The organism is Nitrososphaera sp. (genome assembly GCF_037447015.1).
Taxonomy (GTDB): Archaea; Thermoproteota; Nitrososphaeria; order Nitrososphaerales; family Nitrososphaeraceae; genus Nitrososphaera.
In genome coordinates, this window is the sequence record NZ_JBBIHK010000008.1 from 20,231 (window position 1) to 42,167 (window position 21,937).

At 58.3% G+C, this 21,937-nt stretch carries 20 protein-coding genes; 5 read left to right on the top strand and 15 right to left on the bottom strand.

The genetic code is table 11. From position 1 onward, the window contains the following. Positions 1-65 precede the first annotated feature (65 nt). From WKI84_RS04650 to WKI84_RS04680, 7 genes are all read right to left on the bottom strand, one after another. Positions 66-788, bottom strand: coding sequence for an ABC transporter permease subunit (locus WKI84_RS04650; protein ID WP_337862361.1), 723 nt, complete (start codon positions 786-788; stop codon positions 66-68). Between the two features lie 99 nt (positions 789-887). Beyond that, complete coding sequence (locus WKI84_RS04655) at positions 888-1,619, bottom strand: ATP-binding cassette domain-containing protein (protein ID WP_337862426.1); 732 nt, start codon at positions 1,617-1,619, stop codon at positions 888-890. Further along, positions 1,619-2,566, bottom strand: coding sequence for a PhnD/SsuA/transferrin family substrate-binding protein (locus WKI84_RS04660; RefSeq protein WP_337862362.1), 948 nt, complete (start codon positions 2,564-2,566; stop codon positions 1,619-1,621). The genes WKI84_RS04655 and WKI84_RS04660 overlap by 1 nt, the downstream gene beginning before the upstream one ends. Before the next feature lie 194 nt (positions 2,567-2,760). Further along, positions 2,761-3,024, bottom strand: coding sequence for a hypothetical protein (locus WKI84_RS04665; RefSeq protein WP_337862363.1), 264 nt, complete (start codon positions 3,022-3,024; stop codon positions 2,761-2,763). A 49-nt stretch (positions 3,025-3,073) separates the two neighbouring features. Beyond that, positions 3,074-3,460 (bottom strand): hypothetical protein, encoded by a 387-nt coding sequence (locus WKI84_RS04670; RefSeq protein ID WP_337862364.1) that lies wholly within the window; start codon positions 3,458-3,460, stop codon positions 3,074-3,076. 110 nt (positions 3,461-3,570) lie between these two features. After that, complete coding sequence (locus tag WKI84_RS04675; protein ID WP_337862365.1) at positions 3,571-7,644, bottom strand: hypothetical protein; 4,074 nt, start codon at positions 7,642-7,644, stop codon at positions 3,571-3,573. Positions 7,645-7,958: 314 nt separating this feature from the next. Then, on the bottom strand, positions 7,959-8,783 hold the full coding sequence (locus WKI84_RS04680) for a methyltransferase domain-containing protein (protein WP_337862366.1): 825 nt from the start codon (positions 8,781-8,783) through the stop codon (positions 7,959-7,961). A 96-nt stretch (positions 8,784-8,879) separates the two neighbouring features. On the opposite strand from WKI84_RS04680, the gene WKI84_RS04685 reads away from it, so the two are divergent. Genes WKI84_RS04685 through WKI84_RS04695 form a run of 3 tightly spaced genes read left to right on the top strand, consistent with a single transcriptional unit; the run spans position 8,880 to position 10,856 of the window. Further along, positions 8,880-9,191 (top strand): hypothetical protein, encoded by a 312-nt coding sequence (locus WKI84_RS04685; protein ID WP_337862367.1) that lies wholly within the window; start codon positions 8,880-8,882, stop codon positions 9,189-9,191. Positions 9,192-9,239: 48 nt separating this feature from the next. Then, on the top strand, positions 9,240-9,575 hold the full coding sequence (locus WKI84_RS04690; RefSeq protein WP_337862368.1) for an MTH1187 family thiamine-binding protein: 336 nt from the start codon (positions 9,240-9,242) through the stop codon (positions 9,573-9,575). A gap of 15 nt (positions 9,576-9,590) precedes the next feature. Further along, on the top strand, positions 9,591-10,856 hold the full coding sequence (locus WKI84_RS04695) for a cation:proton antiporter (RefSeq protein WP_337862369.1): 1,266 nt from the start codon (positions 9,591-9,593) through the stop codon (positions 10,854-10,856). Positions 10,857-10,940: 84 nt separating this feature from the next. Here WKI84_RS04695 and WKI84_RS04700 read toward each other — a convergent pair whose 3' ends face one another. The 3 genes from WKI84_RS04700 to WKI84_RS04710 form a co-directional block, all read right to left on the bottom strand. Continuing rightward, positions 10,941-11,891: an MBL fold metallo-hydrolase gene (locus tag WKI84_RS04700; protein WP_337862370.1), complete on the bottom strand. Its 951-nt coding sequence runs from the start codon at positions 11,889-11,891 to the stop codon at positions 10,941-10,943. Positions 11,892-12,062: 171 nt separating this feature from the next. After that, positions 12,063-12,407, bottom strand: a complete 345-nt coding sequence (locus WKI84_RS04705) for a non-heme iron oxygenase ferredoxin subunit (RefSeq protein ID WP_337862371.1) — start codon at positions 12,405-12,407, stop codon at positions 12,063-12,065. A 4-nt stretch (positions 12,408-12,411) separates the two neighbouring features. Continuing rightward, positions 12,412-13,632 (bottom strand): DUF763 domain-containing protein, encoded by a 1,221-nt coding sequence (locus tag WKI84_RS04710; RefSeq protein WP_337862372.1) that lies wholly within the window; start codon positions 13,630-13,632, stop codon positions 12,412-12,414. A gap of 158 nt (positions 13,633-13,790) precedes the next feature. On the opposite strand from WKI84_RS04710, the gene WKI84_RS04715 reads away from it, so the two are divergent. Next, positions 13,791-14,510: a DedA family protein gene (locus WKI84_RS04715; protein ID WP_337862373.1), complete on the top strand. Its 720-nt coding sequence runs from the start codon at positions 13,791-13,793 to the stop codon at positions 14,508-14,510. On the opposite strand, the gene argF is transcribed toward WKI84_RS04715, so the two are convergent. The 4 genes from argF to WKI84_RS04735 are packed head-to-tail and all read right to left on the bottom strand — an operon-like array spanning position 14,507 to position 18,692. Next, the gene (gene argF / locus WKI84_RS04720) at positions 14,507-15,493 is read right to left on the bottom strand and encodes an ornithine carbamoyltransferase (protein WP_337862374.1); all 987 of its coding nucleotides are present in this window, start codon (positions 15,491-15,493) and stop codon (positions 14,507-14,509) included. The two genes, WKI84_RS04715 and argF, sit on opposite strands and share 4 nt — an antisense overlap. Next, positions 15,465-17,063, bottom strand: a complete 1,599-nt coding sequence (gene ftsY / locus WKI84_RS04725) for a signal recognition particle-docking protein FtsY (RefSeq protein ID WP_337862375.1) — start codon at positions 17,061-17,063, stop codon at positions 15,465-15,467. Before ftsY ends, argF begins: the two co-directional genes overlap by 29 nt. Before the next feature lie 36 nt (positions 17,064-17,099). After that, a complete protein-coding gene (gene pfdA / locus WKI84_RS04730) occupies positions 17,100-17,627 on the bottom strand; it encodes a prefoldin subunit alpha (protein WP_337862376.1) in 528 nt (175 codons plus the stop codon). 36 nt (positions 17,628-17,663) lie between these two features. After that, the gene (locus tag WKI84_RS04735) at positions 17,664-18,692 is read right to left on the bottom strand and encodes an NAD(P)/FAD-dependent oxidoreductase (protein ID WP_337862377.1); all 1,029 of its coding nucleotides are present in this window, start codon (positions 18,690-18,692) and stop codon (positions 17,664-17,666) included. A 106-nt stretch (positions 18,693-18,798) separates the two neighbouring features. Between WKI84_RS04735 and WKI84_RS04740 the strand changes: the two genes are divergently transcribed. Further along, positions 18,799-18,993 carry a hypothetical protein gene (locus WKI84_RS04740; protein WP_337862378.1) on the top strand — a complete coding sequence of 65 codons (195 nt, stop codon included), beginning with the start codon at positions 18,799-18,801 and terminating at the stop codon, positions 18,991-18,993. A gap of 5 nt (positions 18,994-18,998) precedes the next feature. Here the strand turns inward: WKI84_RS04740 and leuS are convergent, their stop codons facing one another. Further along, positions 18,999-21,932: a leucine--tRNA ligase gene (gene leuS, locus WKI84_RS04745; RefSeq protein WP_337862379.1), complete on the bottom strand. Its 2,934-nt coding sequence runs from the start codon at positions 21,930-21,932 to the stop codon at positions 18,999-19,001. Positions 21,933-21,937 lie beyond the last annotated feature (5 nt).

The following is a 21,937-nucleotide window of genomic DNA, read 5'->3' on the forward strand; positions in this document are numbered from 1 at the left end:
AGCATGCCAGCCAGCGTCTTGTTTGCGCTCGACGGTGACCAGATGTCGGTCCGGCTGGCGGCCTGTCAGAAGCGCTTTCTGACCAGGTGGCTGAGGCCGTCGAGCGCAAACACAAACACCAGGATGACCACGAAAAAGGTGAACGCGGCCGCGTAATCCAAGATGTTGACGTACTGGATTATGTAGTAGCCCACCCCGCCCGCCCCGACGATGCCAAGGATGCTGGCGGTGCGGAGGTTGTATTCCAGCATGAACATGATGTTGGCAATGTTCTGCTTTTCGGTGTGCTTGAAGAGCGCCTTGCCGAGGATGAGCCACGACAGCCCCATCGACTGCAGCGCTTCATAGTGCTCCTTGCCCACGTTCTCAAGCGTCTCGTAAAAGAACTTGGACAGATAGCCCGTCGTATAGAGCACGAGTGCCAGCGCGCCCGACTCGCGGCCGGGCCCGAACATTATGACAAAGAGTATCCCCCAGAATATCGCAGGCACCGTCCTGATGACGTTGGCCACCGCCCGGAATGCAAGGGCGACCGGGCGGGGCGTTATTTCCCGGACTGACATGACTGCTATGTGGAAAGAGATCAAAAAGCCGACGACTGTGGCAAAGAGGGCCATGACAAAGGTATCCCCCACCGCATAGAGCGCGTCGCCCAGCAGGTCTTCCCTTATGTACAGCTCGGACAGAAAGCGCGATAGGTTGCCCGAGGCGTTCAGCCACGCTTCCGGGTCGAGGAGGCCGAGCAGGTAGGCAAAGACGACGGCCACTATGATAAAGATCCACATCATGTCCCCGGCGGCCCCTCCAGAGTTGAGTAGCGAGTTGTCATGATGATAATGATAATGATGATAACAATAGCGTAACTAAATTACGGCGCCTTCTTCTTCCTACAGGGCGACCTTGGTAAAAGAGCCCTGCGAGAGCGCGTACGCCTCCCCGATGTACTTTGCGGCAAGCTCTTGATCGTGTATAACTACCAGTATTGTGACGCGCTCCTGGTCTTTTTTTGCAAGCGAGGTCAAGAGGTCAAGTATGGAACTTGCGGTGTCGTGGTCGAGGTTGGCCACGGGCTCGTCGGCAAGTATTATCCGGGCGCCCTGCATCACTGCCCTGACGATGGCCACCCTCTGCCTCTCACCGCCGGAAAGCCTGGCCACCTTCCTTGAAGCCTTGTCGCCAAGCCCAACGTCATGGAGCAGGGCCCTTGCCTCGCTGACAAATTTCTTGTCCCACAGCCCAAAGAGCGTCCTCAGCGGGGACTCGGTGGCCCTGGCCAGGAGCACGTTTTCAAGCACCGTCGCGTTTTCCACCAGCCCGAGGTTCTGGGGTATGTACGCCACCTTCCGCCTGAGCTCGCTGCCATAGCTCCCGTTGACAGGCGTGCCAAATATCCGGACCGTGCCGGCGGAAGGCCGCAGGAACCCGTTGATTATCCTGAGAAGGGTGCTCTTGCCCAGCCCACTCTTGCCGATTATCGCCACGCAGTCGCCCCTCCTGACGGAAAGGTTGACGCCGCTAAAGAGCACCCGGTCGTCGTAGCTGAACGCCAGGTCGTGCAGCTCCAGCGCGTACTCTTGCCCCTCTTCAGCGGCCGTCGCCTTCGTCATGGTGTCTGTCATCACAACTTGATCACTCTGTCAAGCCCCGTGCTCGAAAGCGCCTCGGCCACGGGTGCAAGGTGCTCCTTCCTCTGCTTCTTGTCGAACTTGACGAATATGCCCGAGACGAACTTTTTCATCATCTCCGGGTCCTTGTTGAGGTCCATGAGCGCCGACGTGAGCTTTTGCTTTACGTCCTTGGGGAGGCTCTTGGACATGAGGACCACGTGTGCAGGGGCAGGGCCGCTTGTCTCCAGGATGTTGCTGTTTTCAAGCGCCTCCTTGTAGACCTTCTCGGGAACGTCGCCGGCCATGACCGTGACGTCAACCCTGTTCTGCTTCAGCGCCTCCCAGCACTGGGCATAGCCGCCGCCAAAGGTGACGTCCTTGAAGAACTGCAGCGGGAGGTCCTTTATCTTTTGGCTGCTCTTGAGCGGCTTTGCGTACCCTTTCTCCACCAGCGTCTTCATGGGCATGACAAATCCTGAAACGGACGTCTCGCTTGGGAAGCACGCCCTGGATCCCCTCAGGTCCTCAAGCGACTTGGCGCTGGCGTACCACGAGTCCTTGTGCGCTATCCAGTACGTATAGTAAAAGCTCTCAACCCTCGACTCGTTGCCGATAAAGATGTTTCGGTATTCGACGAGCATCGGGTCTTCCACCTTGACGTGCTTTGCAGCAAGGGCGGCCACAAGGGTGCCCACTCCGAGGGCGACCTGCGCGTGCCCTGACCTCATGGACTCGACTATGGCCGCGTTACTTGTCGGGAAGAATATCTCCACGTCCTTTCCCGTCCGTTTCTCAAGGTACTTTTCCAGCTCGACAGCCTCCGTTGCCACCCTGTCCCTAGGTATCACCTGCGCGACTATGACCAGCTTGTCATTCTTGGCGGCGGCGTACGCCTGATTGTTGTTGGCACCGTGCCCGAAAGTGAGAATGCTTGCCATCAGTATTGCAGCCAGGAACAAGGCTGCAGATTTACCCCATTGCATTAGGCCAGCCTAATGGTGGCGGCCGATTTAAACCGATCCTGCATTTTCATTTCTTAGAATATTGGCGACCGCTTGCTTGCCTGGCAGCTGAGGGTGCGAGAGGCCGCGCCGTATTGCAGCACACAGTGACAGAATGAGCAGAGCAGGAGTTTGGCTGCAGGCATGCAGAGCTACTGCAATGCGCGCCTGATTTCAGGCATCTTGCTCCCGAGTAGCTCGAGAAACTCGAGAAACTCGGCCGCCGTTGCGTCGCGCCCCAGTATGCGCCGGGTCTGGTAGTGGAACGAGTTGTAGATGCGCCCGACGGCTATCCCAAGGGCCAGATCCTGGGGGCTTGACGAGGGTATGCGGCGCTGGATCTCTTTTACCTCGCCTGCCGCGCCGATTGCCTCGGCGATCTTGGACGTGACTGCCGCCCTCACTCTTGGATCCATTCTTCTTCTGCTACCACCGCCGCTGCGGCTGTTGTTGTCCTGGCACGTATTAAAACAGTCCGAACTGCGGGGAGCACAGGTCTGACAGCAGTCGCACGTGCACGCTCCCTTTCTCCCCTCCCTCTGGCAGGCGCGCCTTCAGCTGGCGGTCGAGCCACGCCGCAAACTTTTGGTCAAGCGTGCCCCCCTTCATGCGCGTGATGTCGTTTTCAGGCAGGCTTGCAAGGCGCGTCACGAATCGCTTGCTGACTGCAAGCGGGTAAAACACCCACCCAAAGGTAGACTTGGCCGGGCCCGCCCGTATCTCGGCGTCCTCCGCCCCGACCATCTTGGCCAGGTTGCCAAGCACCGATCCCACCAGCCTGCTCCCGGATTCAAAGTCGGTACACTCGACCTGGAGCACAACCCTGTGCGGGTCAAACGCGGCTGGATGCATATGCCTTGCCTACAAGGACAATATACGGCATTATGATTAAAAACATTATTTCGCGGTCAGCAAAATGAAAAGAAAAGAAAAAGGAGGGAGGTAAAGGCTCCTTGCTGCCTTTAGCTCACCGTTATCTCGGACTCGACTATGTCAGACAGGATTGCCGGGGTTGACAGGTCGTCGACGACAAAGGTCCTTATGGTGTAAGTACCGGCGCCGTCAGGTATCCACGAGAGGCCGACGTTCACATCGCCACTTGCGGCAATGGTAGCTGTCTGCCACTGCAGGTAGACGGTGATGTCGTCTGCGTCCCTGACTTCGACTATCACTGTCGCTGGCCTTGGCTGGTCGTCGTTGTTCTTGATCGTCGTTGTTATCACGACCTGCTGGCCTGCTGTGACTTCCCTGACAGAGCTTCCGTCAACGTTGACAAGCGAGGGCTTGGACGGCGTTGTGCTGTCCGTCGTGGGCACCGTGCCTATCACTGTGTTGACGCGGAACTTTTGCGTCGAGCCTGCCAGAGTGCCGTTGTTGTCGAACTTTTGGCGGAATGCTGCCGGGAATGCGTCCTCGTATTCAACGGTGACGTTGTCGCCGTTTGACACCTGGAGCGCCCCTGTCGAGAAGGTCCTCGATGTCTGTATCACTGCCTTGAAGACACCGGTGTTAGGGCCAGTCTCGATTGCCTGCACGTTTGTGAGGCCCACAGCGTCTGTTGTGGAGGTTACGCGCAGAGTCAGGATGTCAGCGGTGTCCGGGTCGCGGTTGGCGTCCAGGTCGTTCAGAGTCAGTTCGATGGTGTCGCCGATTGCGTAGCCGGTCTTGCTAAAGTTCATCACCGGGTCCCTGCTCACCACCTGGACGGTCTTTGTGACTGTAGTGCGCTGGCCGTTGGCACCCTTCTCGTCCTCGTACCTGATTGCCACCAGGTCGCCCGGAAGCGCGTTGATGGTCACGTCGTTGCTTGGTGTGTTGGCCGCGCCTGCCGCCTGCGCCGGGTTGAGCCTTACCTTGCCTTCAAAGACTGCAGTGTTGGGGCCAGTCTCGTCGATGTTGAGGTCTGCCCTGCTGCCTGCACCTCTGTCGGAGGTTGCTGTTACTCTACCGGTGACGGTCTGCTTGCTTGACGGGTTGGTGTTCAGGTCGTTGTCCACGATGGACACCTTGATCTGGGTTGCCGGACCTACCACATTGCCTGGTGAGGAGATGGTGAGGCCGCCCAGGTCTGCGCTCGTCCTGAAGGTCAGGTCGATCTGTGTTGTTGTGCTGCTGGCCGCTGCCCATGTGCTGGCGCCAGAGAGGTTAGGAGCGAGGTCGTAGTAGCGGAACCGCACGTCTTGGTCAGGGTTGACCCTGAAGGTCACTCCTCCGACTACAGAAGTCCCCACGTCCAGCTTTTTGCGGAACTGCCCTGTGTTTATGCCTGTCTCGTCAAGCGTCTGGAGCTGGAACCTGGTCGCCCCGGTGTCGTCCACCCACTTGATGCTGACCCTGACCCTTTCTGCAGTGGTCACGTCCCTGTTGGCGTCAGCGTCGTTCACGAGGATCGTGATGGCCTTGCCGTTTGCGACTATGGTCGTGTCTGTGGTCATGACAGCGTTCCTTGCGGTAAAGCCTACGCTTGTCGTGTCAGCATCGTCGGTGTTGCCGAACGTGTTGTCCTGACCAGCGTATTCAATCTTCATCTTGGAGCCTATCCACTGTGCCGGTGTGTCTGCTGGGTTGGAGTCGATCTGGATCTGTCCTTCAAACACGCCTGTGTCAAAGCCTGTTTCCTTGATGGCCTTGCTTATGGTGACGCCTGTTGCGCCTGTGAAGGTTGTGCCTGCAGAGTTCTGGAAGGTCAGTCTAAGCTTGCCGCCCAGTGTCAGGACGCCTGCTGTGGTTGTTGTTGTCTGTGTGCCAAAGAGTGTTTCCTGTGTCTGAGAGTTGGTGTTTGCTGCCGGGTCTGTGATGGTTATGTGTATGATTGCCGGGCCGAGGTTGGCAGCAGACTTGGGTATTGCCAGGGTTTCGTCAGTCGCGTCGTTCCCTGTCCCGACGCGGGGCACAGGTACCGTGGACCTGTCGACTGTCACCACGGGCTTGGCCAGACCAATCTGGGTTGTCCTGCTTACCTCTGTGAACACTGACTGCGTCTGGTCCATCACGTCCTTTATCGTCAGCTCGACGTTGTCGCCGTCGACGAACGAGAACGTGCTACCAAGTGCGTTTGACAGCGTCTGGAGGTTGAGGTTTGCTGTGAATATGCCGGTGTTGGCGCCAGTCTCTGTGAAGGTCAGCGAGAACGTCGAAGCTAGGTCCCTTGCAGAGCCCGAGATTCTTATCCTGCCGTCCATCACTGCGGCGCTGTTGACGATCACCCTTGTTGCTGGCGTGGTGCCGCTTGCAACGCCGTTCGTTGTTGCAAAGTCAGTGTCTGTGAATGCGTTGTTCTGTGGCACAAAGTTGATTGTGTACGACTCGATGACGCCTGTGTCGTCGTTGAGGTCCGGGTCTGTCAGTGTGTAGAGGATAGAGCCGCCGCGAGAGACTGTTGTCTTGTCGGCTGCAAGTGTTGGTGCAGTGTTGCCGATCTGGAACGTGATCCTTGAGGACACGCCGCCGAGGTCGATGGCATTAAAGTCTACTGCGGTGCGAGATTCTGTGATGCCGTTTGCGTTGGCAGCTGCCAGGATGGTGCCGTCGTTGCCAATGTCGAGGCTTGCCGTTGCTTCGATGATCGGTCCTGGCGGCGTGATTGCCACCGCAGCTGTAAGGTCGTTGTCGTTGAGGTCGATTGTGACCACGGTTGTCTGCTCGTTGAACGAGCCTGTCAGTGCGAGCGTGTCTGAAAAGTCCAGGTCGCCGTTGAGGTCAACTCTTGTCTGCGATTCGACGATGCCGTTGACAGTGTCTCCAGTGTCGCCATCTGCGTTGAGGTCGAGCCTGATGCCTGCCTCGTTGACTGACGCCAGCGAAGCTGCTGCTTCAAAGCTGCCGTTGCCGTTGAGGTCTATCCTGGCAGTCATGCTGTTCTCGTTGAACGCAGGACCCGCAGGGAGGAAGAACGCGTCCAGATACTCGACTACAATGTCGTTGCCGGGCTGCACCTTGAGGATACCCTGTACCGTGTCAGGCGCCCCGATTGACGCCGGCGTGCCTGGCGTCACGTCGATGTCGTCGCCAGAGTAGTTTGGCCGGAACGTGTTGCTGTTCAGCGACAGTTCGCGGATGTTGAAGAGCAGCGGGTTTGTCGAGCTGCCAAGGCTGCCTGCTGCAACGTTTGCAACTGACACGCGGATGGCGCCGCCTATTGCCTGTTCTGACCTAGATTGTGTGTTGCGGTCAAGGTCGTTTATCCTCAGCGGCAGTTCAGAGGCATAGGTTGTCGCGTTGACAGTCTGGAACTGGCCCCTGACGGCCTGCACTGTGTACGAAGTGGATGCAGTCCCCTGCACGCCTGTCGTCACAATCGCACCGTATGATGCCGATGCGGCGTTTGGCGTTATCGGCGTGCCGCCTGCGCCGGAAGTAAACGCCTTGTAGTCGTTGGCGCTCAGCGACCTTGCTATAGAGTCGACGCTCTGTCCAAGCCCGCTTGCAGTGATCGAAGTGAGCTCAAAGGCCGCGGTGTTTGGGCCTGTCTCTGTCCACACCGTCGTCGCAGTCGTTGCCGGGGCGTCGGTGCCCGTGATCAGCTCGTCGCCTGCTGCGGCAGTCTCGGTTATGGTGTTTGCCCTCGTCGGGTCGAGGTTGGCGTCCTGATCCTTGATCTGCGCGATTATGGTGCCTGCCGGGCCGTACGCCGCCCTGTCAAGCGTGAGCGTCGCCGGGCTGTCGTCCCACGTGATTGTCTTGGTGACGCCATTTGCAGATATCTGGACAGAACCGCCTTCGACCACGGTGGCCGCAAGCTCGGCGTTTTCGTTGTCGTGCGGGGCTGTGCCGGAAGTGGCAGGGTACGTGCCTGCGACGCCGGCCGGGCCGATATAGAGCCGGGTCAGGACGCTCGACGAAAATGGCGTGTTAGGCACCAACGGCTCGTCAGGTGTTGCTGCAGTCGGATCGGCCTTGATGTACATCAGGAACAGGCCGCTTGTAGTGCCGGTCTCTGACACCTGGTACGTGCTGGATGCGCCAAACGCTGTAATTGTCACGGGGAGCGTGCCCTGTCCTGTATCCGAGGCGTGCGAAGATACGCTGATCAGCACTTCAAGTATTGCTGGACCAAAGAACCTCGCGCCATTGGAATCTGCGCTAGTGGTGATTGTAGTGCCAGCTTGTGCGAAGGCACTATTTGTCAGGTTTGGCACGATAGCGACAATGCCCATCAAAAGTAGGGCAGCCATTGCTATAGAGCCTACCGACTTGCGGGTCAGGCCATTTACATTCATAGATTGGCTTGCGTGCTAGAGAAAAGTCATAAAAGAATTGCCAACATTATCATTATAGACATTGATTCTCATTATAGAGAAGGAGAATACGTCCCAGTTCTATGTGATCTATGGGCGTCCATGGCAGGCCGTCAGCAGCCCATCTTGCTTGAAGGGGGCGTCATGCTCTCGTCCTTTGGAGGGCGGACAAACATGTCTGACAGGTCGATTCCAAAGAATTCGCGCAGTATTCCCAGGTAGGTCGTGACGGGCGGAGGCACCCCGTCCTCGCACGTGACACCCATGTTCCACGCGTTTATCCAGATAATCATGCTCTGCAGCATGTTGACAAAGCGCCTGTATTGGGCAGGCACGGCCTCAAGCGCGTCGATGTAGCGCTCTGCCATCAGCCACGACGCGGTAAAGTCGATGCACTCTGTCCCGTAGACTGCCTTTATCTGCTGCCTGACAGACCGGGCGCGCCGGAACGGCTTTTTGCAGACGATGAATGGAAAATCGACCCTGTCTGGCAGCAGCATGCCCGGCGGCGACCACACCGTGACGAGGCGGGCGCCTTTCTTTTTGAGCAAGCGCAGCCTTTTTGCAATCGCCTCCGCCACGTCTGGGTCTGAAGGCGGCATGAACATGACGACGGTGGCTTTTGACAGGTCGGCAGCATTAGAAAGCGGATCGCCTTTGACTATCTCGGCGTTCTCAAGCCCTGCGACTGCGCGCCTGGCCGCAGCTGCAAGCCGGGAGTCGGCCTCCACCCCCACGGCTTTTCTGACGCCAAACTCCTTTGCTGCGATCGCCACGGCGTTTCCACGCCCGCAGCCAAGGTGGTAAAATACGTCGCTCCTGCGCACGCCGGCGAGCTTTAGCATCTTCCTGACGACAGCGTCTGCAAGGGCAGCCTCCTTGCCGCTTACCACGTCCTTTGGGAGCGTCGAGAGGAACTCGCCGATGTTCATTATCATCGTTGTTGTCAGGCAATAGCGACTGTACCGGATGGATAATAAAAAGTGAAGGAAAAATTGTTATTATAGCTGGCGTCAAACAAAGGCGATAAGCACATGGCCCCCCAGCTATTCGGCGTCTTTGCGTCGCACACGCCCGAGTCGTGTCCGCTCAACAACGAAAAGAGCAAGGGCATCGTAGCCCAGCTTGACGGCAAGATGAAGCAGTCTATGGAGAAGAACGGCGTCAAGAAAATAGTAGGGTTCTACTTCTCGGTCCTCGAGCACGAGTGGACGATAATAATGGAGGCCGAGAACGCGCACGGCATCGAGGCGCTCTGCATAGACTCGGGCATATCGGCGTTCAGCACGGTCAAGATAGTGCCGCTGACGGACTTTAACGTCGTTGTCAACAGGCTAAAGCAGTAGCAGAGTACAGATGTTGCAACAAAACCTTTTACATCGCAGCGCCCATCAATGGTCGTGGCCGTCCACGCAGAGATAAGCGTCGTGCCCATCGTAGCAGGCAGGGATGACACCAGCATGAGCAGGGAGGTCTCTGCGGCTTTTGACGCCATAAGCAGGACGGCGGGCGTCCGGGCCACGCTGACTGCGCTTGGCACCCAGATAGAGGCTGAAAGCCTCGACGCCGCGCTTGCGGCAGTCAGGGCCGCGCACGACGCGGTGCGGGCGGCGGGCGCTGCAAGGATCATCTCGACTGTCAGGATAGACCAGCGATTTGACAAGGACCAGACGCTTGAGGACAAGGTCAGGTCTGTTGTAGAGCGCATGGGAGAAAAGCAGGAGCAGTAGAGTGGTGACGTAGCCATGGCGGCCGAGTCAGCGTTCCTGCATGTCATCATATCCCTTGGTGTGCTGCTTTTTGCGGCCAAGATAATGGCCGAGGTATTCCACAAAGTCAGGCTGCCGGTCGTGCTTGGCGAGCTTGTCGCAGGCATCATGGTGGGCCCCTTTGCAATCGGCGGCCTGCCCCTGTTCAACGGCGAGCCCCTCGTCGTCCTTGACGAGACGGTGAGGCACATTGGCGAGATATCTGCAATAGTGATACTGTTCATAGCCGGGATGCACATCACGCCCCGGGAGTTCGTAAAGGGCGGCGCCGCGTCGTTCACCGTCGGCTCGCTTGGCGTCGTTGTGCCGTTCTTTGTGGGCTATTACGTCTTTATCCTGTACGGCATCGAGGCACTTGAAGCCACGCTCATAGCCACTGCGCTCACGGCGACAAGCATCGCCATCACGATACAGGTGATGACAGAGCTTGGCAGGATGCAGTCAAAGGAGGCCAGGCTGATACTTGGGGCTGCAATAATAGACGACATACTTGCCATCGCCGCGCTTTCGGTGGTGACGACGATGATCCAGACAGGGGGCGAGACTGTCCTTGCCATCCCAGACATCATAATCCTCATCGCCCAGATCCTCGGCATATTTGGCGTCCTGCTGGCAGGCGCCGTCTTCCTGGTGCCCCGCATACTGCACGTCGAGAGGCTCAGGTCCAAGGGCGCAGTCGAGGGGCTTGCCACGGCGTCATTTTTTGCGGCCGCCGGCATCGCGGCGTTTTTCGGGCTGTCGCCCATCGTCGGCTCGTTTGCAGTCGGCATGGCGGTGGCAAGCACTAGGGTCATCAAGCAGATAGAGGAGTACGTCGGCAAGCTCGAGATAATATTTGCGCCGCTGTTCTTTGCGATAATAGGCGCGCAGGTCGACCTCAGGGGGGTCAACCTGGAGGTGCTGGCGCTTGCAGGCATCATCGTCGCAGTAGCAGCGTCGACCAAGATTGCAGGCTGCGGGCTGCCGGCCATGATATTTCTGAAAGACAAAAAGAAGGCGGGCAAGGTCGGAATAGGCATGATATCGAGGGGAGAGGTCGGCCTGATAGTGGCAGGCGTCGGCGTGTCGGCAGGCGCGCTTGCCGCAAACACGTACACAGCAGTCATCATCATGGTCGCCGCCACCACGATAATAACCCCCATCTGGCTCAAGATGGCGTACAGGAAAGAGCCGCCAGAGCCGGCGCAGGCAGGAGGAGGAAGAGGGAGCGCCCAGCCCCCGCCGCCGGCGACCTCGCACTAACCAGGGCTGTTTTTACCGAAAACGTCCGGCGCAGCGAATATGTGATGCACCTGCGGTTGCACTCACTCGCGTACAGCCGCAGGATCAGAAAACGTAGGTGGTCCCAACGCTGTTCTGGATAAAGGCGTCAGGCATCCTTCTGGCTATTTCGCTGATAGCCTTGAAACCAGAGCAGTGGCAGGGCACGATGAACCTCGGCTTTAGTTTTTCCAGTGCCTCGAGGGTCGGAGAGATTACGGGCTCGAACAACCTGCCAGACAGGTGCATCCCTCCCAGCACAGCGTATATCCTGTCTTCGCCGGCCAGTTCTTTAGCATATTGCAGGGTGTTTATTATCCCGGCGTGCCCGCAACCCGTGACGACCACCAGCCCCTTGTCTTTGACGTTCACAACAACGGCCTGATCGTCTTTGATCAGCGGGTCGGCTTCCAGTTTCCCGTCATCAAGCTCCAGATAGTGGTTGGGGAATCCCTTTTCAAAGCCGGTGACCCTTGGGATTTCTCCGGTGACAAGAGCCCCGTCATCGACCCACGAGCTCGGGCAATGCCTTTCGACGACCTCGTATCGTGCCTTGGCCAAAAGGGTTCTGTCTGGCGCAGGCAGATCTATTGTCCGGCCGTCCGGGAACTTGACCAGCCTGTTTCTGAAGGCGTCCTCATGGAGGACGAGGGGGATCTTTTGTTTTTGATCAAGCTTGTTTCGGAGGCTAAGCAGACCGCCTGCATGGTCGATATGCCCGTGGCTTGAAATCAAGCACTCGCAGGAAGACATCATGTCCATCCCGAGCACGTCCATGTTGTGTGAGGCGGCCACAGGGTCCAGGCCGGAGTCGAGCAGCAGCCTGCGCTCCACCCCGGCGGCGTCTTTATGCAAGGTCAGGGCGGCACAGAAACCGTGCTCGGCTATCAGGGGTTTGTCGTACCAGTTTTTTGCGATCGGCGGCCGGCGGGCCACCTCGGTACTTGGCAAAAGCACGTCCACGTTATTGTCTACAAGGCAGGTGATCTCTACCTTCTCGACTTCCTTTAATGCCACGCTTCCTTTAGCAACGACAAACTACTAAGGCTTTTGCACTGAAATTTGCACATGCCGCGATCCCGGGCAGCACACCATCTGTCGGCCAGCAATAAGGCTCCACGAAAGATTGACAGGCGTTGTGCCCTGCCTTTCTTTCTTTCCTTCCTTCCTTCTTAGCACCGCCAGGCTCTAGACTTCGACGTACACCGTGCCGTCTTCCACGACGACCCTGTACGAGCCAATCGGCTTTAGCTTTTGGGGGAACCAGTTCAGGTTGCCGGTGGTCACGTCCCACTTGGCCCCGTGCCAGGGGCAGGTCAGCTCCTTGCCGTTGAGCCCGCCTTCATGCAGCTGTGCGCCGGCGTGGGTGCAGATGTTGCCCGTCGCGTAAAAGGTGCCGCCCACGTTTACCACCAGAATCTCCTTTCCGCCCGCAGTGACGCTCGTCATCTTGCCTTCGCCAATGTCTGACGCCTTGCCAACCATGACTTTAGCCATTTCCTGAATCCTGTTGAGGAGAGGAGAAAAAGGCATATTTCTATCTTGAGGACGAGGACGATGGCAAGTCATCGTCGTCATCATCAGAGGGGAACATCTGCTCTGAAAACGCGGCCAGCTTTTTCAGCGCCGCTATCCGGTCCTGCCTCTCCATCTCTGCCCCCTCGATTGCGCCCTGCAGGTACTGTATCGACTGGTCGTACGTCTTTCTTGCCACGGGGTGGGGTACGCCGTCCTTGCCGCCGTGTGCAAAGCTGTACTTGACAGGATCGCGCCAGGACGCCGGCGTGCCGTATATCAGCTCGGCGACGAGCGCAAGCGCCCTCACCGTCGCAGCGCCCACGCCCCTCATGCCCAGCAGCTCTTCATAGTTTTTCGGCTGGACGTCGTATATTTCTCTGAACAGGTCCCAGTCGAGCCGGCGCGGCATCTCGTACCCTGCCAGGCCGCGGATGCCATTGTTGCTGTTATTGTTATTGCCGCCCTCTCCGGCCATCCACCTGTCAAGCGTGTTTTCCCCGCCAGGCATCATCATCCGGTAGATGGATGACTTTAAATTCTCCGTGTTGCCCCGCGCAAGGTCGAGGCAGACCTTCTGGCTCTCTGCCGAGCCGGCCGCAGTCATGTCAAGGGCGGCTTCTGTTTTTTGCGCGCAGATGATGCCGGCGTGCGGCTCGCTTGCAAACCCCCCATTGCCGCCACTGCAGCCGGCAGACGAAAGGTTCTCTGAAATCCAGTGGTAGCGCCGGGCCATTCTGTTCTGGGCGTTCATGCCCTGCTGCACCACCGCCCAGTCGCCCCGCTCGGAAAACAGGATGGCGTGGTGGTAGAGCGAGTAGCCGTCCTGCACGGCCGCGCTGTCCACCTTGGCAGACATCCTGCTTGCCCGCAGGAGTGCGGCAGTCTTGGCGTCAGACAGGCCAAAGCTCTCTGCCATTGCCGGCACGTCGCGCACGGCACGAGTGGCGCGGGCCCCCTTGCCGCCTGCTATTGCGATGCCGTGCACGTCCGGCGACAGCGACTGCTTCAGTATGCCCGTCACTACGGTCGTGACGCCGGAAGAGTGCCAGTCAAACCCAAGCACGCAGCCAAACGCCTGGAACCAGACCGGGTCGGACAGCCGGCGCAAAAACTCTAGCTGCCCGTGCGAGTCCACTATCACCTTTGACATGGCGTGCGACAGCTTGATCATGCGCCTGACGAGGTAGGCCGGCGGGTGGCCCGTGTGCAGGGGCAGGTTGATGAAATGGGAGCGCTGCATGGTTTTGCCTTCTTCTTTTTGTATTTGCGCTCTGCAGTGCGTATTGCCTGCTATTAAGCGGGCAGGCACCGCAGGGAGAGGGTGGGGGTGTGGAGAAGGGATGGGAGAAAAAAGAGATCCATGGAAACTAGATATAGTGCACGCGAACTGCAGAGTACATGTCGCCGCTCCCAGCAGCCCTCCTTGCAGCCCTCCTTGCAGCCGGCGCATCAGCAACAGGAGTAGAAGAAGGAGGAGGAGGGACGGGGTTGCTTGACAGGATAGTAGACGGCGTCACCGGCCTTGTCGCGCAGTACGGCTACCCGGCGGTGTTTGCGGCCGCATTCCTCGAAGTCATCTTTCCGCCCATCCCAAGCGAGATAGTCTTTCCCCTGGTGGGGTTCACGGCCCACAGCAGGGATCTCGGGATGGAAAACGCGATAGGGATGGCAGCCGTTGGCGCGCTCGGGTCGACTGCAGGCGCGATACTGATCTACTATGTCGCAAAGAAGGTCGGGAGGGCCGCCATCGTGCGCTGGGGCAGGTACGTCAGGCTCGGCGAGAGAGACCTGCAAAAGGCAGAAAGGTGGTTTGAAAAGCACGGCGCGGTAGCTGTGTTCAGCGCCAGGATGGTGCCGGGCATCAGGGAGATAATCTCGATACCTGCCGGCATCAGCAGCATGAACATTGCAAAGTTTGCGGCGTACACGTTTGCCGGCTCGCTTGTCTGGACCGTTGCCCTCACGCTCATCGGGTTCTACCTTGGCGACGCGTGGGCAAACGTGTCTGAGCAGCTGTCGTCGTCCTTTACGGTAGCAGGCATCGTGGTGGTGGTCGCAGTCGGCGCAGTCGCTGTCTATTTCCACTACCGCAAGCGCACAAGGAGCAAAGAGCTCTAGGACTCCTTCTTCTTCTTTTTGTTCTTGCTGTTATTTGCAAGCAAGAGGCACAGGACGGCCTTTTGCACGTGCAGCCGGTTTTCGGCCTCCTGCCACACGACAGACTGCGGGCCGTCGATTACCTCTGCCGTCACTTCCTGGCCGCGCTTGGCAGGCAGGCAGTGCATGAATATCGCGTCCTTTTTGGCAAGCTTCATCGTGGCGGCGTTGACCTGGTATTTGGGCATAAAGATTGCCTCCCTGCTTGCGCGCTCGCCCTCCTTGCCAATGGATATGAACGTGTCCGTGACGACAATGTCGGCGTCCTTTGCCGCCGCAGCAGGATCTCCGGTTATCATAATGTCGGCTCCGGTCTTTTTCCCCTCGGACCGGGCGGCCGCCACCACTCCTTCAAGCGGCTCGTACCCCGGCGGGCAGGCGGCCGCCATGCTGATGCCGGTCTTGGCCGCGCCAAGCAGCAGGTCGTTGCAGACGTTGTCGCCGTCGCCAAGCCAGGCAAGCTTTAGCCCTGCCAGCTTTTTCTTTTGTTCTTGTACGGTCAGCAGGTCGGCAAGGATCTGGCACGGGTGGTAAGCGTCAGAGAGTCCGTTTATGACAGGCACAGAAGCGTGAGCCGCAAGCTTGACCACGTCTGCGTGGTCGTAGACGCGTGCCATTATGCAGTCGAGGTAGCCGGAGAGCGTCTTGGCCGTGTCCTCTATGGTCTCGCCCCGGGCCAGCTGGATCTCGCTTGCCCCGAGGTAGACGGCGCTTCCGCCCAGCTGGTACATGCCCACTTCAAAGCTGACCCTCGTCCTTGTCGAGGGCTTTTGGAATATCATGCCAAGCGTCTTGCCCCGCAAAGGCTGCACTGGCCTGCCCGCCTTTTGCGCCTTTTTCAGGCGCGCCGCAAGCCGCAGTATGTTTTCGATCTCGCTCCCGCTCAGGTCGTGCATTGAAAGCAGGTCGCGCTTTTTACTTGAGGAGGTCTTCGATGTCTTCATCTGTCAGGTATACAACCTCGTCTTGCTTCTTGCTGTCTTTATCTTCTTTGCGCTTTTTCTTCTCCTCCTTCTCCTTCCTCTTGCGCTCCTCCTCTTCCCGCCTGCGCCTGTCCTCTTCCTCCCTCTTTCTCTGCTTTTCTTTTTCTTGTTCTTCTCTTTCTTTCTCCCTCTGCCTTTCCCTTTCCCCTTCCTCTTCATCTCTGTCGCGGCTTTCGTCTTTCTTGCGGCCAAAGAAGCCAAAGCGGCTCTTCTTCTCTTCCTTCGGCGGCTGTAGCGGCGTTGTTTCTTCCCGCGCTGCCGGCCTCACGACGGGTTCGGGCACCGGAGCCGGCGGTGGCGGTGGAGGAGGAGGCCGGGGTGCCTGGACTGGCTTGGGCGGCTCTGGCTCCCTGCTGCCATCTTTGTGAGAGACGATGTGCTCTGCAGGCTTTGGAGCATGGGGTTCGGCGGACGGCTCGGGTGGCGACTGTGGAGTGGGCTGCCTGAACAGCGGCGAGGCGGCCAGCGGGCTTGCAGAAGAAGTAGTAGCAGCCGCAGGTTTTGCAGGTTCCGGCTTTTCTTCTTCTTCGGCGGGCGGCTCTGGTGGCTGCTGTTGTTGTTGCATGGGCTGCGGTGTGGGCAGTTCCCTTGACATCAGGTCCTCCACGCTTGCTGTCGTCGATGCTCCAAATAATGACTGGATGAACTTGTCAGGGTCAAAGGGTATCATGTCGTCATAGCCCTGCCCCACCCCGACGTAGGCGATTGGCTTAGCCGTCAGGTAGGCTATCGAGATTGCCGCGCCTCCTTTGGCGTCGGCGTCTATTTTTGTAAGGATCGCGGCGTCAAAGTTGGCGTACTGGAAGAACTCGCGGGCCTGGTTTATCGTGTCGTTGCCGGCAAGCGAGTCGCCGACAAAAAGCCGGATGTCGGGCTTGACCACCCTTACGATCTTGGCCATCTCGTCCATGAGGTTCTTTGAAGTCTGCATCCTGCCGGCCGTGTCTATGAGCACGGCGTCGATGTAGTGCTTGCGGGCATAGTCGACTGCGTCCCGGCCGACTGCTGACGGGTCGGCGCCGTACCTCTGCGCAATGACCTTGAGCGACAGCCTCTCTGCGTGCTGCGTCAGCTGCTCTATCGCGCCGGCGCGGTGCGTGTCGCCGGCCGCCACCACGACCGAAATGCCGCTCTTGCGGAGCAGGTTTGCGACCTTGGCAACGGTGGTCGTCTTGCCGGTGCCGTTTATGCCCAGAAACACGATGACGAACGGCCCCTTCTTGGCCTCCTTCTTTGCCTTTATCTGCCCGAGGAGGTCTATCCTGCCCGCCTTGGCAAATATGCGGGCAACGGCCTCCTGCAGCTTGGCCTCGATCACCTGGCTGGCCTCCTGCCCCTTTTCCAGCTTTAGCCCAACCAGCTCTTTCTTCAGCTGGTTTGAGAGGTCGTCCACGACTTCCTGCGCAACGTCGCTTTCAAGCAGGGCTATCTGCAGGTCGAGCAGCGTGTCGTCGAGGACCTTCTCGGTTATCTCTTTCTGACCAATGCTCCTGGCCGCGCTGGAAAAAGCCTTCTTTAGCTTGTCAAACATTTGCCGACTGTCATCAGCCCTGGGATGATGGCATCATTATCTCTGGGCGCCCGCTGCCACCGCTGCCGACTGCTGGAGCATCATGTTCATCTGTTCCTGCAGCTGCTCCATGCGCATGACCACCTGCTGCCGCTGCGCTTCTAGCTGGCGCAGGGCCACGTCGTATTCCTTTATGCGCGATTCTACAAAGTTCAGCGCGTCTTCCCGCGATTTTTCCATCGCCACGCCCGAGCCGAGGGTGACCAGCACCTTTTTCACGGGCGGGACGACTGTCTTTACGTAGACGCCGACTCCTACGGGCATCAGGGTCTCTACCTCCGACTCGGCGGTAATGCCCTGAATGGTTGCAGACGCCAGCCTTGCCTCCTCCAGCAGCCTGCCCACCGCTGCCTGGCGGCCCACAATGTCGTTCATGTAGGATTCAAGCATCCTTGACTGCTGTGCCATCTCGTTGAGCTGCTGCTCCAGGGAAGAATGAGAGGAGTGCGGGTGACCGTGATGGTGAGAGTGATCGTTATCGCCGTGCGAGTGATCGTGAGGGTGCCCTGCCGAATCTGTGTGCATATATGTTCCTACAGGGTCACTGCCCCTGCTCGATTTTTAAAGTTTTGCAACCTTGAGCATGTCTGCCATCCTGACAGCCATGCCGTACCTGTCCTCTTCGCCCTTCATGTGGTTGTATATCTTGATCATGTCCGGCGCGTTTTTTATCATGGAGAACCTGCCCTGTATCTTTAGCTGGACGAACCTGAAAACGGTCGAATAGATCTCGAACTTTTTCAGCACGGCCTGCCTGTATGCTGCAAGGTCGTGCATGTTCCTGACGAAAAGGTCGGCGCACCAGGTTGACGGTATTATGCCCTCGCCCAGGAGCGCGAACACCGTCCCTATCGACTCGCCGACCCCCACGGTCTTGCGGCCGTCGGTAAAGGGCTCGCAGCTGGCAGGCGGGGTTATGCGCACCGGCCGGCCCACCTTCTTGAGGGCGGTGCCGGGATGCCTTTTCATGAATTCGTCGACGAACTGGTTGTGCGCCTTGGAAAAGTCGCCGGCGCCGACGTGCGCGTAGCCGTTGCCAAGCGGGAAGTACCAGAAGTAGCCTGTCATGGACGGGAACGCCTTCAGGTAAAAGTCGTCAAACGGCTCCTGGCCGCGCTCGTACTTTACCTTGTACTGGACGCACGGGATCCACAGCTCGTTTTGCAGCTTGGGCAAATAGTTGCGGTGAAAGCCGGTTGCGTCTATAATGAGGTCAAAGTCTGGCTCCAGCTCTTCTTTTCCCGGGGCCCGGCCGAACCTTATCTCGGTGCCCTTGACCATGTCCTGTATGAGTTTCAGTTTGTCGTAGCTGACCATGCCCTTTAGCTTCAGGTCGACATAGTCGCTGCCGTCGCTCCCCACGTCGACCCTCATGCGCTTGCCGTCGTGCAGCACATAGTCGTCGAAATTGAGGCCACAGTTTTTCGCAAGGCCGGCCATGACGTTTTCGCAAGTCGCCCAGGCGCACACGGCGTCGTGCTGGTCTTCGGGCATGCGCTCAAATCCTGTGACCCGCACGTCATGCATGTCGCTGAGCTGGTTCATCAGGTACGCGCCTGCGACCCCTATGCCCACGACTGCGACCTTCATCTCTTTTTCCTGGAGGAGAGTGGCAAAAGAACCAATAAAAACATTGGCGACAGGGTTTGCGCAGATAGTGCCAACAATTATCTACAAGTCCGCTTTTCAATAGAGCGTGTCAAAGCCCAAAATACGCATGCCGGCAGCGGCCCGCGCAGGCATCGGCCTGCTCATAATGGGCGGGATAATCGTTGGCCTTGGCGAATACACGCAGCGCGGGGCGCTCTCGCTCTACGGCATCATAATGGTGGCAGGGGGCTTTGTGCTGTACATGGCGTCGTCCATACACGCAAGAAGGACTGCGCGCTAGCTCCATCATTCCATGAATACGGCTGGCTTGAACGGCCTTGCCATCTTGGCTTTTGCCTTTGGGTCGTATTTCGACGCGTCGTCCTCCGAGTAGACGACGACCTCTGCGCCGCCAAACTCTTTTGAGATCAGCGAAACGGCGTCCTTTATCGCGGCGACCTCGTCGAGCTCCAGCCGGGCCCTCCTGATCCTTGCGTCTTCCGGTATCGAGAGTATGTCGTCCTGAATCTTCTTGACAAGGTTGGGATCCGATTTTATCTTGGCAGTCTCTGGATTTGCAATCAGCTGCTTCATGGTCTCCCCGAAATTGGTCTTGCCCGCAGCCACGTTTGCAAGCACGGTCCTGTACACGGGCGCCTTCCATCCAGCCGCCGTGTAGACGACTATCTTTTTGGGCGCCATCTTGGTCACCTTGACAATGTTTTGCAGGTCGGCAAGCAGGCTTGAAACAAGGAACTCGGACTCTTCTGCTTCAGGATCGCCGGCCTTGTCCTCTTTGGGCCAGCCCACCTGGGTTATAGTTGCGCCTTCTTCTTTGTTGCCAAGGCGCTCCCACACCTCGTCGGCGGTAAAGGGCGCAAACGGCGCAAGCATGCGCACCTGCGTCTGCAAATACTGCGCAAGCATCGCCTTTACGGCGGCAGAACCCTGCCTGCCCTTTGCAGCCGCCCTCTTTTCGTACCACTGCAGATCCTGCTCCATCGAGTACAGGATGCGGTGTATGGCCTCCCTCACGCGTAGCCTGTCCATCGACTCGGCAGTCTCGGCCGCGGCGCGTCCAAGCCTGCTCAAGAGCCACCTGTCCTCCACCTGCTCTGGCGGCGCAGGCACAGCGCCCTTGCACCTCTCGGCCAGCTCAAAGACGCCGAGCAGCTTTGACCGTATGCCCCTTGCAGTGTCGAAGGAAAAGTCGGCGTCCTGCAAAAGCTCGGCAGATATGAGCATCGCAAGCCGGATGGTGTCTGCCCCCTGCTCCCGGATCGCCGCCCGCAGCGGGATGATGTTGCCAAGCGACTTGCTCATCTTCTTGCCTTCCATGAGCACCGAGCCGTTGACCACTATTTGCCCCGGCCAGTTCTCCCTGTTGAAGATGGCGACGTGGTTAAAGATAAAGAACGAGAGGTGGTTTGGCACGAGGTCGCGGCCCGAGTGGCGCGAGTCCACGGGATAAAAGTACCGAAATTCGTCGCGGATCTGCTCCACAAGTGAAAGGGGCAGGTTGCTCTCCCTGGCGACAGACTGGGCGTCGCCGTTCCCAAGGAGCACGTAATCAAAGAACGGGTCTGAAATCGCCTCGTCTCTTGTGATGGCGCCGGCGTTCACGTGCCGGGCAATGACGTAATAGGCCATGTAAATGACAGAGTCAGAAAGGCTCTCGATTATCCACTCCTGGTCCCACGGCAGCTTTGTCCCAAGGCCGGATTTCCTTGCGCAGGCCCGCTCCCGCAGCCAGTCTATGACGTAGTCGAACTCCTGCCTGATGTCCTGCGGCACAATGTCCATCTTCTGGATGCACTCGTGGGCAAGGGCCTTCCATTCTTTGTCGCCATAGTTGAGGAACCACTGGTCGCTCAAGAGCTTGACGACGCACTCAGCGCCGCACCTGCAGCGCACCGGCTTGTTGGTCAGCTCGTACATCACCGAGGCAGAGCCGGCGATGTCCTTTCTGACCTGCTCCTTGACCTCGGCCACTGGCATGCCGGCGTACTTGCCGGTGTTTTCCATCGCCATCCTGCCCTTGTAGAACTCGTGCGAGTACAGGTCGCTTGTCGCCTTCTCGAGGCGGCTCTCGTTTGGCCCGGGGACTGCCTTTTGTATCGCCTCAGCAGCAGGGATTGAGCCGGAAGAAGAGTAGCCTTCGGACTCGATTATCTTGACCGGCTCGGCGGCAACGGAAATGTTGAACCTCTTTTGAGTCGCGGCGTCTGCTTTCAGGTCCGCAAGGGCCTGGTAGTCAAACGGCGCGTGGGCAGGCACAGACATCACGATGCCTGTGCCGCTGTCGGGCTCTACAAACGACGCAGGGTACACCGGCGCTGTGACGTTGTTGAGCGGGTTTATAACCTGCCATCCGATCATTTCACTCCCCTTGAGCGCCCGGACGACAGAGACGGAATGGTTGAGGAATTCCAGCTTGCGCGCCGCCTCTTTGCTCACCACCCACCTCTCGCCGCCGTCAATCGTCGCCTCGACGTACTCGGCGTCCGGGTTGACCCACATGTTCGTGACGCCAAACAGGGTTTCAGGTCTTAAGGTAGCTGCTGGAATAATTAGAGGTACATGCAGATTAGACGGATCTACATGTCTGAATTTCACGATCACATATTCCGTAAAGTCGGGCTCGACGTCTCCCATCGTGTCGTGCTGGCTCACGGGGTTCTGGTCGCGGGGGCACCAGCCCACCGGGTGGGAGCCCTGCACTATCAGCCCTTTTTTCTTTAAAGTGCGGAACTGCCACGAGATGAACTTGGAGTATATCCTGTCGATGGTGGTGAACTCGCGCCGCCAGTCGATAGAGTAGCCCATCTCCTTCATGCCCTGCTTGATCTCGTTGTGGAAGTAGCTTGCTATTTTCACAGGCTCTACAAAGGTGGCTATCACGTCGTCTGTCAGCCTGTAGACGTTGTGGAACGTGTCCAGCAGGTCCTTGTCGCCGGCAGCAACCCTCCTCGACATGCCAAGTATCGGCGTGCCTGTGTAGTGAAAGCCCATAGGGAAGAGCACGTTGTAGCCTTTCATGCGCATGTAGCGGGCGTGCGCGTCTGCCAGCGTGTATGTCCTCCCATGGCCGATGTGCTGCGGCGAATTGGGGTACGGGTATGCTACAGTCACAAAGTACTTTTTCTTTGAGGGGTCGGGGTCGGCCTCGAACAGTTTCTGCTCGTCCCACCTCCTGATCCACTTGTCCTCGATGAATCCCCAGTCTACCAGAAAGCTCATATTAT

Coding starts and splice junctions, on each gene's coding strand:
- leuS (WP_337862379.1), bottom strand. CDS start 21,932: ATGAGCTTTCTGGTAGACTGGGGATTCATCGAGGACAAGTGGATCAGG.
- WKI84_RS04710 (WP_337862372.1), bottom strand. CDS start 13,632: ATGCAGCGCTCCCATTTCATCAACCTGCCCCTGCACACGGGCCACCCG.
- WKI84_RS04695 (WP_337862369.1), top strand. CDS start 9,591: ATGGCGGCCGAGTCAGCGTTCCTGCATGTCATCATATCCCTTGGTGTG.
- WKI84_RS04690 (WP_337862368.1), top strand. CDS start 9,240: ATGGTCGTGGCCGTCCACGCAGAGATAAGCGTCGTGCCCATCGTAGCA.
- argF (WP_337862374.1), bottom strand. CDS start 15,493: ATGAAGACATCGAAGACCTCCTCAAGTAAAAAGCGCGACCTGCTTTCA.
- WKI84_RS04665 (WP_337862363.1), bottom strand. CDS start 3,024: ATGGATCCAAGAGTGAGGGCGGCAGTCACGTCCAAGATCGCCGAGGCA.
- WKI84_RS04685 (WP_337862367.1), top strand. CDS start 8,880: ATGGCCCCCCAGCTATTCGGCGTCTTTGCGTCGCACACGCCCGAGTCG.
- pfdA (WP_337862376.1), bottom strand. CDS start 17,627: ATGCACACAGATTCGGCAGGGCACCCTCACGATCACTCGCACGGCGAT.
- WKI84_RS04670 (WP_337862364.1), bottom strand. CDS start 3,460: ATGCATCCAGCCGCGTTTGACCCGCACAGGGTTGTGCTCCAGGTCGAG.
- WKI84_RS04705 (WP_337862371.1), bottom strand. CDS start 12,407: ATGCCTTTTTCTCCTCTCCTCAACAGGATTCAGGAAATGGCTAAAGTC.
- WKI84_RS04680 (WP_337862366.1), bottom strand. CDS start 8,783: ATGATAATGAACATCGGCGAGTTCCTCTCGACGCTCCCAAAGGACGTG.
- WKI84_RS04715 (WP_337862373.1), top strand. CDS start 13,791: ATGTCGCCGCTCCCAGCAGCCCTCCTTGCAGCCCTCCTTGCAGCCGGC.
- WKI84_RS04655 (WP_337862426.1), bottom strand. CDS start 1,619: ATGACAGACACCATGACGAAGGCGACGGCCGCTGAAGAGGGGCAAGAG.
- ftsY (WP_337862375.1), bottom strand. CDS start 17,063: ATGTTTGACAAGCTAAAGAAGGCTTTTTCCAGCGCGGCCAGGAGCATT.
- WKI84_RS04735 (WP_337862377.1), bottom strand. CDS start 18,692: ATGAAGGTCGCAGTCGTGGGCATAGGGGTCGCAGGCGCGTACCTGATG.
- WKI84_RS04650 (WP_337862361.1), bottom strand. CDS start 788: ATGATGTGGATCTTTATCATAGTGGCCGTCGTCTTTGCCTACCTGCTC.